Raw genomic sequence first — 11,771 nt, 5'->3', positions numbered from 1 at the left:
GATTTTATACCCCTCCCAGAAGCTTTATATGCGAAATGAGCTGTTAGAGACTAGACAGTAACGCCCCTTTTGTCACAGGAGCGTTGCTCGTAAAATTTAATGATCTCACCTGTTTAGGGAGCAAATTTGATCTGTGGACAGCGCTTTTTTAGGAAGGTTGCTAACTCCTGATCCGTGACACTGAGACGTACATCTCCTGTTGAAGTGAGTTCGAAGATGTCACCGTTATACACTTTGCATGTCTTGCCATTTTCATCTGTAAAGACAGAGGTCGCCTTCATGTTCTCTGTTGGAGCTCGACCCATCGTGAATCCCGCATCCAAAATTAAACCTTTATAGTTTTTAATTTCAACCCCTCCGCGATTGTTGGGGTTCACACTCGAAGCCACTGTGACTTTCGCATCCGAAATCTCTGCGATCTCTGCTGTTTCATAATCGAAATGATAAACGTGTCCGTCGACCGCCGTGACTTCAAGACGACGAGTTTCACTATTCCAGTTGAATTGCGGAATTACGTTACGGTGTGGGAAAAGAAAGAACTCACGGGCCCCTGTTGTTTCAGAGATGGAGCCGTCACCGTATGAATTAAACACCATGAAGTTGCCATCTTTTGAAAAAAGATAATCGCGATAAACTAGACCTGACGTTTTGAAACTGTGAACAGATACGAAACATTCTCCATTTCCAGTAGGGCGCATTTGTACTTGAATGCTGCCGCCTCTTTCAACTTTATTCTGGCAAACAGGATCTTGAGCGAATGCTGACGAAATCCCAACAAATGATAAGATAAAAGCGGTTTTCAGTAGTTTCATTTTCACCTCGTTCTTTAAGCTCACCTTACGTGAAATGGGCTGTCAGCCTGTATTGCACGACATCATCAAAATAACCAAATCTGGACTCGCACTTTTTTAACCATTCGTGATTCTATAGTTGTCTACCTAGTGAATGTAGCGAGGCCTCTTCATGTCTTCTTTCGTCGAAGAATTTAAAAAATACCAAAAACAAGAGCGAATCCTGACGGCAGCGATCGTTCTAGTTTCTGTGCTGGCGCCGGTGTCTTTCACGGCTTTGATGAATAACAAGATTCATTGGGTTTTGCCCTATGTGGTTGCCGTTGCAATTTTATCTGCGGCTTTGTGGCTTCATTTCGTACGCAATAATGTTTCTGAAAAGCTTTTGCGTAAATATGAAACGTTGGATGTCGGATCTGTGTTGGCGAAAAAACTGACACCAAAAAATCCGCGTCGTTTTGTGATCACTAACAGAGGTTACAATCACTTCTATCTAAAATGTCTTAACACCGGTGAACAAGTGTTGGTGTCTAAAGACAGAGTCCAAGAAGATTTCGATATTGCAAATTGATTTTTCAAATGCCTCAAGGGACTCTGCTAGCAGAGGGGGAGGCTATGAAGATCTTTTCATGTATTCTGCTCCTTCTGTGCGTTTCAGTATCTTCCGGAGCAAATGAACCTGACGAAGTATCTCAAGATGAAGTTTCAATAGAGCGGCAAAAATACACTTGCGGGACTGAAAAACTCCAAGGTGTAAAGTTTAACTTTTGTTATCGCAATCAAGAAGCCACCAATAACAACGACATTGTCTATTTCTTCCATGGGCTGAATGGCTCGGAAGACACTTGGTTTACACAATGTCTGGGGACTTTGATGATTCAGCGATGGTGGCAGTTTAAAGGCTATAAGCCGCGGATCGTGGGAATTTCTTTTGGACCGTCGTGGCTTTTGGTGAACAACAAACGTTTTCCGATTCTGCCGCTTTTTGCAAAAGGCATTATCCCATTGATGGAAAAGAAAATGGGTGGACTGAATGGCGGGCGCAGGCACATTATTGGACAATCCATGGGTGGATTTAACGGAGCGGAAATCGCTTTGCAATATCCCGAGATGTTCTCTCGTGTGGCTTTGCTTTGTCCAGCGATCACAGCCGTGGGTCCATACTCTTCAAATCAAGAAATAGATAATTATATTTATCGCACGCATGCGATACCGAGACTTGTGCGAAAAATGCTTTCAATTTCCAGATCGATTTTTCTTAATCAAAAAGATTGGGAGAATCACGATCCGATCCGACTTCTGAAAAATTTTAAAGGGAAAAAGAAACCCAAATTTTATGTCTCTATTGGAATCTGGGACAGCTATGGATTTCAAGAAGGCGCTGAAGAGTTCTCAGCCTTGGCCAGCGCCATGGATTTCTTTTCAAGCTGGGTTCCAGTTCCTGGACCGCATTGCAATTTCAACCGCCGAGCCACAGCCAATTTCATCATGGGAGATTAAAGTATGAATGATATGGAAGCCTACAAATATGAAGAACGTAAAGAGAAAGGCTCTGACATAGATCAAGAGGCTTACCGTGAAGAGATTCGTCTTTTGGTGGAGCACATTGTTCGCTTGCTCGTCGACCAACCTGAAACTGTGACCGTCACAACTTATGTGGGTCCTAAAACCACGGTTTATCGTGTGAACTGTGCCAAAGAAAACCTCGGGCAAGTCATTGGAACTCAAGGAAAAACAATCATGGGATTGCGGGCTGTTGTGCATGCGATGACGGCCCGCACCGGAATAAGGTCGATTGTGGAGATTCCTGTTTAATCAGTAATTTGTATTATTTCAAATAACAGTGTTAGCGTAAGCTCTCTTAAAAGGGAGAGCTTATGAAACTGATTTTATCTTCATTGCTTGCAACCTGTGCTTTCTTGACTGCGTGTTCAGACAGCGGAAGCAATAACAAAAACAACCCAGGTCTTTATACTTTTTCAAAAGATTTCCAACCTTCGCATAAACCAACCAACGCAGCGCCAGTGAGTTATTTAAAAGATGTGATGGTTTCAATCAAAGATTCGAATTTATACATTCCATCAGATGCCGCGTTCTTCAATGTGATTGCTGATGGCTCTGACCTAAAGCAAATTTGGGATGGAAGTCCGGAGCGCCAAGAGGCCTTTAAAAAACTAAATAGCGAGGGTCTGCGTTTTGTAAATGAAATCAGAACAACTTGTACAATCAACGATGCTCGTAAAACCGAAAGCGGCGATGTCCGTCAGGGTTCTACCAAAACTCAAAGTATCTCAATGTCTACAAGTGGTAACACGTGCCCCTTTCTTGTCAGCAAAACGGACTCCACAGCTACAACTTACGATTTGATCAACCTAAATCAGGCCGCGCAATCCGTTCGTATCGTGATGAGAGTCGAAGGCACAAATTCAGAATCTCGCGAAGTTCGCAGTCAGCGTGTTTCTGATTTATCAGGACTTCGCTCTTTTGCGATCAATCTGCGCTTTAATGGCAATGCCGATGTCACGCAAACCGAAACGACCCAGACAATGAAAATGCGTATTGAAGGAAGCGGCTCTTTGATGTTGGCTCTATCTAATGGCGACACGGTTCGCGGTCCTCTATCCATGGAAGCCGTGGGTACGGAACAAGGAATGGAGTCGAGATTTCTCTTTGAAGGTCAGTCCAATCAAGGCGCGATTCGGGTGGTTGTGATCACAAAGGCCAATCAAGCTCCAGAGATTTACCTTAACGGAGAGAAACTCGACGCAGGTGCTTTCGGTGTGATCCCGTTTTAAACGGGGTTTTCCCATTTCGTTTTCAATTACACCTCAATTCCTTTTCACTTAAAGCCCTTTTTTGAGGGCGCCTTGTCTTGCTCGCAAAGCCCTTTTAAAAAATAAGGGCTATGCGCAGTGAGTTTGAAGTCTATAACGACAAAAACGATACCTATTACTCCTTCCGACCTTTGTCTTTTGAAAAAGACTTTGCGATTTATTCTAAATGGATGAATCAGCCGTATATTGCGCAGTGGTGGGGCCTTAATAAATCCCGCGAGGATTTGGCTAAAAAGCTCCTTGCTGAACTCGAAGATGCTCACCAGGAACTTTACATTGGTATGATCGATGGAAAGCCGGTGAGCTATTGGGAAAAATATTGGCTTAAAGAAGATATTTTAAGTCAGTACATCAAAACAGAGCCTTACGATCAGGGTTTGCATTTCTTAATTGGTGAAACAGATTACCTAGGTCGTACGCACACATCGGCTTCGATTGCCGCCTTCACAAAAATGGTCTTTGAAGATCCGCGCACGCAGAATCTGATCGGTGAGCCCGACATTCGTAATGTTAAAGTTCTTCGTTACGCTCAAGACAATTGCTTTGAAAAACGCGAAGTTGTCAAGCTTCCTGAAAGAACATCCGTGATCACAGTCTGTCAGCGCGAGAAGTTTTTTGAGAAGTTTTCTCGACAAAGTGGTCGACTCTACAAAACCACTTCTTCCGTTTTCCCATCTCAAGAAATCCACTTGGGAACTGGTCTCTAAAATTTTATTAAACTGGTTGTTCTTTTTCTGACGAGTTTATGTAGACTCAAAGATGAAGGAGCCACCATGTACATTCCGAAATATTCCCAAGTAGAAGATCTTAAACTGATTAAGTCTTTCGTCGAAGACCACAGCTTTGGCACTTTAATAAATTCATCTTCTGACGGAGTTACTGCAAATCACTATCCTTTTCTTGTCGATCAAGAAGGGGAGACGTTGGTGTTTTGGACTCACCTGGCTTTGGGAAATCCTCAGTGGAAGCAGCTCTCTCAAAGTTTAAAAGCGACGGTGGTTTTTACAGGTCCTCATGCTTATATTTCACCGGTTTATTATAAAGACCCGCTCAATGTTCCTACTTGGAATTATACGGCCGTTCACGCGTCTTGTGACTGTGAAATTATTAAGGATGCAACGACCGTCCAAGGGTTGATGAATCGTTTGGTGAATCATTATGAAGCTAAAAATGGCACGAATTGGAATTACGATTTGCCGCAAGATTTTCATGAAGGTCTTTTAAAAGCCATTGTTTGGATCAAGTTAAGAGCAACTTCAGTGGATGCCAAATTTAAATTGAGTCAAAACCGCGATAAAGACGATTACTGGAGTGTCATTGAGGAGTTTTCAAAACGCACATCAGAAAACGATCGCGAGCTTTTGAAATACATGAAACTCACAACTCCAGAAAAGTTTAAATAAAGCCGTTCACCGTTTGTGAACAAATGGCTATCTCTTAGCGCCGCCGGGAAAAGAATAGAGTCTTGCGATTAAATTAAGAAATTCAGAATCTCCTTTGATATATTTTTGCGGACTTATCAAAGGAGTTTTTATGAAATCATTCATCGCCTTTACAATGTTACTTACATCTTTCCAAATTCAAGCGGCGCCGGCAAAGTACTGCAAGGCCCGCAAAAAAACGACTCAGAAAATCGAACAAATGCGCCTTGTTGATTTACCTTTTAAAGCTGTGCAAAGCGAAGTCGTTAAAGCTTTGATCTTAGACAAGTGTGTAAGATCTCGTCTGGATGACGAAGAAATTCTAACTCTTTCTGAAATGCTTTTATCACCTGAATACACGCAAGATTCCGCAAATCAAATCATCGGCGAATTTTTAGCTCAATAATCAATCTGCACACGGTGGTCCAGGTCGAGATTCATAATTTAATGATGTCACTCCCATGTAAACCAGGTAATGAACCGGCCTGAGAGCACCGTTATTTTCTATCATAGTCTTTCGCGTAGATTCAAAAAAGAAACATAATATGGCGAGAAATTATGATTTAACTTCTAAAAAGAAGTCCGTCAGTATTTTTTCAAAAACGGTAATTCCTGGATGCATTTGCTTGGGGTTCCAGCAAAGAGTCAGATGATGAAGTCCCAAAGAGGATTTCGGAACGTCTTTAAGGTGAAGCTCACGCAAACGATTTTCACGAAGACTTCTCCATGCGGTCGAAAGCGGCATAATACCTATTCCAAGACCTTCTTCAGTGAGTCGCATGGCAACTTCGTAGCTATCAACAGATAATGGATTTTTAAGGCCTATTTCCCAAAGAAGTCGATCGATATTTTTATTGGTACCGGCAATCGCATCGGGCATCGCAATAACTTGGAAACTTTTGAGATCATCAATGCGCAGATTTTTTTTACCGTTCAGTTTATTTTTCTTATAGAAGTCGCTAGAAACAAAAAGACCATATCTTTCGGTAAAGAGTTTTTTGTATTCAAGGCCAGAGACGACACGAGGTTGAGCAATAAAAGCGCAATCGAATTTTCCGCCGACAAGATCACCTAAAACTCGTGAGTTCGGTCCCCCTACAGAAATGGATAGATGGGGGAGTTCCGAAATGAGTTTTTTTCCCAATCCAGAAATAATACGACAAGCGATATTGTCATAAGTCGCCACTCGCAAAGGTCCCGACTCAGTTTGAGTATTATCGCCGGTAGCATCAAAGTTTTCCAGAGTTTTCGCAATGATTTTTGCATAGCCATAAAGACGTTGGCCTTCGGGGGTGAGTCTTATTCCGCGGGATTCTCGTTCCATCAACTGACACTCAAGGACATCTTCAAGCACTTTAATAGTGCGACTCACTGCCGGCTGAGTAAGGCCCAGTTGCGAAGAAGCCTTATGCACAGACTTTAAATCGGCCACGACCTTAAAGGTAGAAAGCTTTTCGAGATGTTCTGCGAGTCGTTTTTTGTTCATAAAACATTTGATAACAAAAACTTATATCATCGTATACATATTATGCATTATTTCTTTCATTTTTTCTGGGTTATTGATCTCTTTATAAAGGAGATTCCATGAAAACAGCTTTCTATATTCTAATGATCAACTTAGTTTTTTATGCGACTGGAGCTCTTGCCAGCGTGCCTGTGACGCCAGCCCTCGATCAGAAGCAGCTCTTAGTTAGTGCTGATCCACAATTAGCCGCAAATAAGAGACTCGTTTATGATTTTTCGCGCATTGTTCTAGCGGGATTGCATTTAGACCAAGCGCCTGTATTTCTAAGTGAAGATTATATTCAGCATAATCCCAATGTGGAAACGGGACTGAAAGGTTTTCTGGATTTCTTTTCTAAATTCGGTGGACCACGCAAAATTCCAGATACAGTGGACGGACTTGTGTCAATCCAAGCAGAGGGAGATTTTGTGACATTCTCGTTTGTGAATGAAATGAAAGACGCTAAAGGTTCTACTTACACCACAACCTGGTTTGATATGTTTCGCGTTCACAACGGAAAGATCGTCGAGCACTGGGATTGCGACGTTAAATAGACGGGGAGAGGGGTTCACTATCCCCTTTCTTTCAAATTTCTAACGAACGTCTTGGTAGGAATGTGATAGCGTTTTTCGTTTTAAGGAGAACCTATGAAAGCAAAATATCTTTTCGCTATTCTCAGTTTTATCTTTATCTCAAATGTATCTAAAGCTCTTTTAATCAAGCAGAATCAGTGATTCGCTCATCAAAAGAATATAAGTCGCACGAAGAAAGTTACACAAAACATGGTGGCTCATTTGTATGTTCTGATTTTCAAGAATATGGATCCATAGACCTTAAGCCAACGCTATCAAACTACAAAATGATAGCTAAATCCATCGCAGCAACATGTATAGCGGACCCAAATGACGGACTTGATCCCATTTCAGAGCGATTACTTGCGACAGTGATTGTGACAACAGATCCATCCGGCAAAGAAACCTGGGAAATGAATGCTTTAAGCATCGTAACGCCGCCACAAGCAGATTAAGTGGTAAAAAGAGATCCAGGGTAAGTCTATGACTTGTTTGTGCGAGTCTAGAACTTCTTCGTCACAACCTAGAGATCAGAATCATGATCATCAAAAATCTCCAACAAATATCGAGAGTTTGCAGTTTGAAAACCCAACGTCTTATCTTGCTCTTCTACGAGACCCACAAGCGACGTCGAAACTATCCGATGATGCATTCCTACCGTTAGTGGCTCCGAGAATATTGTAAAACTGAAACCTTCTACTGGCGGAGTGTAGAAATATCCACAAACGCCACTAGAACGAAGGGCGTTGTCGGAGATCTTGGTGAGTCTCGGCCGGTCTTCTTGTGAAGCTTGATCATATCTACATTAAGAACGATTTGACCCCAGCTGAGGCTAATACTTTGCTCAGTACTTAGAATAAGTAGGTTCGAACTCGGTTCAAAGTGGGTTCAACCACCTGCCAAAATTTTTATGATGCGCTAGGTCATATATTGAGATGTGCGAGTCTACTTATTAGGCTGCGGCCCTCTCCGAGGGGGTTTTAAAAAGGGGGAAGGCAAGCCACCACTTAGTAATAATCACTGGCACTTTTCCACATTCAAAAAATAGTTATCCACATTAATTTTGCCCCTGTTGACATAAGTACAAAACCTAACCAGAACTTCTTTTAGAAGATCGCCCAACTTCCACTTACTAGAAATTTTTCGAAGAACCTCGAAAGTTTTTTAGCGAAAGGAATGGAAGAATTTATGACAAATCTTTTTCAAAACAAGGTGTTCGTGTTAGTCGGGGGCGACACCGCTCAGATGATTGTAATCGCAGTATCATGGTTTCTATTATTATCATTTGCGATTATTGTCTTTGGGGACAACGACCAAAACGCACGACTTATCAGATTTATATCAACTCTGAAGAAGAGAAAGTAAATACGACGTAGAGGATATGTATGAATATTAATTATGACAAAAAACGAATTGTAGCTGTCTTGGATGTCATGGGATTTAAGAAGTTACTTACTTCGAACCCCGAAAATCTTAAAAAACTAAATGAATATTTCGGACTCGTTGGAGCATACGATGCATTCGGATTTTATCATCCTAACGAACCAGCAGCTCTGAATCTGGATCTTATGGCTGTAAGTGATGCGATCGTAGTTTCAGCAGAAATTAATAATGAATGGTCTTCGGAAGAACTACTTTCAGTCACGGCTGAATTTTTAAAGTGTGTCACTTCGCTCCAAGGCAGTTTAGCTTTATCTGGGATTTGGGTGCGTGGAGCAGTTACTATCGGAGACCTTTATCTAGATACAGACAGATCCATTCTTGTAGGTGAAGCGTTTGTGACCGCTCATAATCTGGAGCCAGAAGCCAACTATCCGCGAATTATTATTGACCCAAGAATTCTAAGACTGTTTTCTATGTCCGCTCCGAAGCTCTGTAAAAAACTACAGAAACTTGGAGCCCCACTCTTAGATTTTTGCCCATCTGAAAGCGCGTCTTATAGCCAAGATGATTTTATGCAGCTTGATTGGTTCGGCAATACACTTGGCGACTCCCGTCAAACCGACGCATACAATGAAAAGTACAAAATGCCGAAAAAGCCGAAGTTCAAACGCTTTTTTGACGACTTTAAGGAGCGCCAGACGGAGGACGCAGCAGTCTTTCAGAAAGCTCAAAAACTGTTAGTCTACGTCCAAAGATCATTTTGGGAGAACATAAAAAAATATGGTCCACATAAAACCGTAGATAATGTTTATATTTACGATGCCATTTTAGACCTTACTGGGATCGAGACGTTCTCTTGGGAGATGGATTTTCCCATCGACTCACTCGGCGTAACCGGCAACAACGTATAAGGATGAATTGGTTTTTATGAGCCTCTCAAAATCATTGAATAGGTACTCATTGCACATTCAGAGAAAATTTATAGCTACCGTAAGGATATGGAAGTCCTGGAAATCTATATCCATGATTACCGTCACAGATGAGGCTATGACTCGTGCAATGATGAACAAAGTGTTAGTAAAGAACTTACGACCTAAGAGCCATCAACAGATGACGGCCTTAGAAAATACTACGGAGGAGATTCTTGCAAATATAAAGTCCAGCAATAGTTTTTCTGCCGACAAGCAGTATGAAGCTATACAAGATGGAGCACTCAATCAGGCGTATTGGTTTCATGCACAACTATCCGGTTTAGTCGCAACCTGGGAATTTAAAATTCGTCTTTTTGGAGAGATGGTTGGAGCCAAATCTAGCGTTCCCATTAAACATAAGTCCAAACGTAATCGTGCAAAAAAATCTATTGAGCATCGGAAGCTTTCAGACGTTATTTCTGACATCAATCGTGTATCAGGCAATAGGCTCACCCTTCGTCTACCTGAGCTAAGTGCACTAAGAGATGCTATCGTCCACTGTAATCCTCAAAGTATGAAACCATACGCTCAGGCTGTTATCGGGAAAGACGCTTTAGCAAGACACAGAGGCAACGTATTCATTGCAGACTTCAGTGGCGCGCCACCTATTAACTTAAGCGATCTGAAAGAAGAGCACGAGGTGGAGAACCAACCTCTCTTTGGTTGGTTCCTTGAGGTCTTCAATAGCGGTTTACCCAAAAAGGCATTTGATGTATTCGGAGAGTCTATTTCTGCAATCGATCACTTAGCCCACTTTAAAGCGATATCTTTTGATGGGAGGGAACAAACATTTAAAAACGTTTTCACTTTAGGAAAAATCCCCACTGGAGAAGAAATCCAAAATTACGAAAGGTACTTCAGCCAAAATGGGGCACCTGAAGACAAAACAGCAGAAGATTATTTTAAACGGCTGTCGAAGCACCTCAAGCTTTCGAACTAACAAAAGTAGACTTCAAAACTAGACCTCATAAATAAACAAAAATTATTTTAAAATGCTACTCTATAAACGCAGGAGTACGCATGAGTGCAGAAAAATTTAAAGATCTAACAATTAATCATTGTGCATTAATTTATAGACCTCTTTTAGACTCTCCAATTGGTCGTCATTACGGATTTCTGGCAGTCATCCAAGGCAGGTGGCAGGTCATACATCTATCCAAATTTAAAAAGCCAGAAATGATCTCATTAGAGGTATTTGCGGCCAGACAAGAATGTGATATCGAGGAGATGAGAATTCTCGAGAAAGCAATTACCGCTGAAAGAATTCGAAAAGCCCTTAAAGAATATTCGACTTATAATCTGCTAACCAATAATTGCGAAGATTTTGCTCGTTTTATTTACAATGGAAAGTGGCGTAGTGAACAAACAATCTCAATGATTGTCTTGGGATTTTTTGCCCTCCTAGTGGCGACTGCATAGCTCCATTTAAAAACAATCAATATAGGATAATCTATGTCAGAAGAATTATTAGTTTCTTATGATCGCTACCTGGTGGCATTCGTGGATGTAATGGGCTTTCAAAAACTACTTGATGACTCTTCCACAAACAAAAAAACATTGAGTTTATATTTTGAAAAGTCAAAAAAATAGCGGATATCGAACACACTTTTGGAGATATAAAAGTTATCGCTGTGTCAGACTCTATTGTCCTTGCCCTTAAGGTACACCAAGAGAAGCAATTTTTTAAACAACTGGCCGAAATGATTAGAACAATAGCTAACATGCAATACGAATTAGCCCTCGAACTAAATATATGGACGAGAGGAGCAATTTCGGTTGGCAGTCTTTTCATTAATCCCGAAGAAAACATTCTAGTTGGACAAGCATATGTTGATGCTTACCACCTAGAGCGATCAGCAGATTTTGGTCGGGTTATTCTAGATCCAAAGATTATTAAAGCTCTGAAGTTTAGACCTCATACTTTGGCTAAACGTCTACAGAATGAGAATAGCCCAATTCTCAACTTTATGCCTACAGATGATTTTCTACAGGTAGATTGGTTTGGATGCCTATTAAAGAAGTCATCAGAGAAACGAACAAAAAAGATCTTAGAGCGTGTAGGCTACGCCGAGCAATATTTTGAAGACCTTCGGAACAGAAGAACTGAGAACACAGTTCTTTTCAATAAATCCCAAAAAACTCTTCTTTTTCTAGCTAGAGCCGTAAAGCAATATTTATCAAATCATAAAAATGCATCGAGAGAGACCAAGAAGATTATCAAAAATCTTGAATGGAATGTTGGTGAAAAATATCTCCAGAATCCAAGAAAGACGGCAAATTAAGAGCGAGCCCATC

The 11,771-nt window shown here is 41.2% G+C and carries 15 protein-coding genes; 13 read left to right on the top strand and 2 right to left on the bottom strand.

Going from position 1 to position 11,771, the window contains the following annotated elements; genetic code table 11:
- Positions 1-113: 113 nt before the first annotated feature.
- Complete coding sequence (locus tag ACLSSO_RS09520) at positions 114-812, bottom strand: hypothetical protein (protein WP_413944788.1); 699 nt, start codon at positions 810-812, stop codon at positions 114-116.
- 151 nt (positions 813-963) lie between these two features.
- On the opposite strand from ACLSSO_RS09520, the gene ACLSSO_RS09515 reads away from it, so the two are divergent.
- From ACLSSO_RS09515 to ACLSSO_RS09485, 7 genes are all read left to right on the top strand, one after another.
- Positions 964-1,362: a hypothetical protein gene (locus ACLSSO_RS09515; RefSeq protein ID WP_295902856.1), complete on the top strand. Its 399-nt coding sequence runs from the start codon at positions 964-966 to the stop codon at positions 1,360-1,362.
- 44 nt (positions 1,363-1,406) lie between these two features.
- Positions 1,407-2,291 (top strand): alpha/beta hydrolase-fold protein, encoded by an 885-nt coding sequence (locus ACLSSO_RS09510; RefSeq protein ID WP_413944787.1) that lies wholly within the window; start codon positions 1,407-1,409, stop codon positions 2,289-2,291.
- A 3-nt stretch (positions 2,292-2,294) separates the two neighbouring features.
- Complete coding sequence (locus ACLSSO_RS09505; protein WP_295902851.1) at positions 2,295-2,606, top strand: KH domain-containing protein; 312 nt, start codon at positions 2,295-2,297, stop codon at positions 2,604-2,606.
- 62 nt (positions 2,607-2,668) lie between these two features.
- Entirely contained in the window at positions 2,669-3,586 is a 918-nt protein-coding gene (locus ACLSSO_RS09500) for a hypothetical protein (RefSeq protein WP_413944786.1), read from the top strand.
- A 110-nt stretch (positions 3,587-3,696) separates the two neighbouring features.
- Positions 3,697-4,332 (top strand): GNAT family N-acetyltransferase, encoded by a 636-nt coding sequence (locus ACLSSO_RS09495; RefSeq protein WP_413944785.1) that lies wholly within the window; start codon positions 3,697-3,699, stop codon positions 4,330-4,332.
- 66 nt (positions 4,333-4,398) lie between these two features.
- Positions 4,399-5,028 carry an FMN-binding negative transcriptional regulator gene (locus ACLSSO_RS09490; RefSeq protein WP_413944784.1) on the top strand — a complete coding sequence of 210 codons (630 nt, stop codon included), beginning with the start codon at positions 4,399-4,401 and terminating at the stop codon, positions 5,026-5,028.
- 130 nt (positions 5,029-5,158) lie between these two features.
- Positions 5,159-5,452 carry a hypothetical protein gene (locus ACLSSO_RS09485; RefSeq protein ID WP_413944783.1) on the top strand — a complete coding sequence of 98 codons (294 nt, stop codon included), beginning with the start codon at positions 5,159-5,161 and terminating at the stop codon, positions 5,450-5,452.
- A 150-nt stretch (positions 5,453-5,602) separates the two neighbouring features.
- Here ACLSSO_RS09485 and ACLSSO_RS09480 read toward each other — a convergent pair whose 3' ends face one another.
- Entirely contained in the window at positions 5,603-6,532 is a 930-nt protein-coding gene (locus tag ACLSSO_RS09480; RefSeq protein ID WP_413944782.1) for a LysR family transcriptional regulator, read from the bottom strand.
- 98 nt (positions 6,533-6,630) lie between these two features.
- Between ACLSSO_RS09480 and ACLSSO_RS09475 the strand changes: the two genes are divergently transcribed.
- The 6 genes from ACLSSO_RS09475 (at position 6,631) to ACLSSO_RS09450 (ending at position 11,758) form a co-directional block, all read left to right on the top strand.
- Positions 6,631-7,104 carry a nuclear transport factor 2 family protein gene (locus tag ACLSSO_RS09475; RefSeq protein WP_413944781.1) on the top strand — a complete coding sequence of 158 codons (474 nt, stop codon included), beginning with the start codon at positions 6,631-6,633 and terminating at the stop codon, positions 7,102-7,104.
- A 176-nt stretch (positions 7,105-7,280) separates the two neighbouring features.
- Positions 7,281-7,577, top strand: a complete 297-nt coding sequence (locus tag ACLSSO_RS09470) for a hypothetical protein (RefSeq protein ID WP_413944780.1) — start codon at positions 7,281-7,283, stop codon at positions 7,575-7,577.
- A 930-nt stretch (positions 7,578-8,507) separates the two neighbouring features.
- Entirely contained in the window at positions 8,508-9,416 is a 909-nt protein-coding gene (locus ACLSSO_RS09465; RefSeq protein ID WP_413944779.1) for a hypothetical protein, read from the top strand.
- A gap of 112 nt (positions 9,417-9,528) precedes the next feature.
- Complete coding sequence (locus ACLSSO_RS09460) at positions 9,529-10,416, top strand: hypothetical protein (RefSeq protein WP_413944778.1); 888 nt, start codon at positions 9,529-9,531, stop codon at positions 10,414-10,416.
- A gap of 80 nt (positions 10,417-10,496) precedes the next feature.
- Positions 10,497-10,895, top strand: coding sequence for a lecithin retinol acyltransferase family protein (locus tag ACLSSO_RS09455; protein WP_413944777.1), 399 nt, complete (start codon positions 10,497-10,499; stop codon positions 10,893-10,895).
- A 212-nt stretch (positions 10,896-11,107) separates the two neighbouring features.
- Entirely contained in the window at positions 11,108-11,758 is a 651-nt protein-coding gene (locus ACLSSO_RS09450; protein ID WP_413944776.1) for a hypothetical protein, read from the top strand.
- Positions 11,759-11,771: the final 13 nt, after the last annotated feature.

The organism is Bdellovibrio sp. HCB-162 (genome assembly GCF_047344985.1).
GTDB lineage: Bacteria > Bdellovibrionota > Bdellovibrionia > Bdellovibrionales > Bdellovibrionaceae > Bdellovibrio.
This window is presented reverse-complemented; position numbering and strand designations above follow the sequence as displayed.

Excerpts from the sequence above, each read along its gene's own strand:
- ACLSSO_RS09520 (WP_413944788.1), bottom strand. The coding sequence starts at position 812 with ATGAAACTACTGAAAACCGCTTTTATCTTATCATTTGTTGGGATTTCG.
- ACLSSO_RS09515 (WP_295902856.1), top strand. The coding sequence starts at position 964 with ATGTCTTCTTTCGTCGAAGAATTTAAAAAATACCAAAAACAAGAGCGA.
- ACLSSO_RS09510 (WP_413944787.1), top strand. The coding sequence starts at position 1,407 with ATGAAGATCTTTTCATGTATTCTGCTCCTTCTGTGCGTTTCAGTATCT.
- ACLSSO_RS09505 (WP_295902851.1), top strand. The coding sequence starts at position 2,295 with ATGAATGATATGGAAGCCTACAAATATGAAGAACGTAAAGAGAAAGGC.
- ACLSSO_RS09500 (WP_413944786.1), top strand. The coding sequence starts at position 2,669 with ATGAAACTGATTTTATCTTCATTGCTTGCAACCTGTGCTTTCTTGACT.
- ACLSSO_RS09495 (WP_413944785.1), top strand. The coding sequence starts at position 3,697 with ATGCGCAGTGAGTTTGAAGTCTATAACGACAAAAACGATACCTATTAC.
- ACLSSO_RS09490 (WP_413944784.1), top strand. The coding sequence starts at position 4,399 with ATGTACATTCCGAAATATTCCCAAGTAGAAGATCTTAAACTGATTAAG.
- ACLSSO_RS09485 (WP_413944783.1), top strand. The coding sequence starts at position 5,159 with ATGAAATCATTCATCGCCTTTACAATGTTACTTACATCTTTCCAAATT.
- ACLSSO_RS09480 (WP_413944782.1), bottom strand. The coding sequence starts at position 6,532 with ATGAACAAAAAACGACTCGCAGAACATCTCGAAAAGCTTTCTACCTTT.
- ACLSSO_RS09475 (WP_413944781.1), top strand. The coding sequence starts at position 6,631 with ATGAAAACAGCTTTCTATATTCTAATGATCAACTTAGTTTTTTATGCG.
- ACLSSO_RS09465 (WP_413944779.1), top strand. The coding sequence starts at position 8,508 with ATGAATATTAATTATGACAAAAAACGAATTGTAGCTGTCTTGGATGTC.
- ACLSSO_RS09460 (WP_413944778.1), top strand. The coding sequence starts at position 9,529 with ATGATTACCGTCACAGATGAGGCTATGACTCGTGCAATGATGAACAAA.
- ACLSSO_RS09455 (WP_413944777.1), top strand. The coding sequence starts at position 10,497 with ATGAGTGCAGAAAAATTTAAAGATCTAACAATTAATCATTGTGCATTA.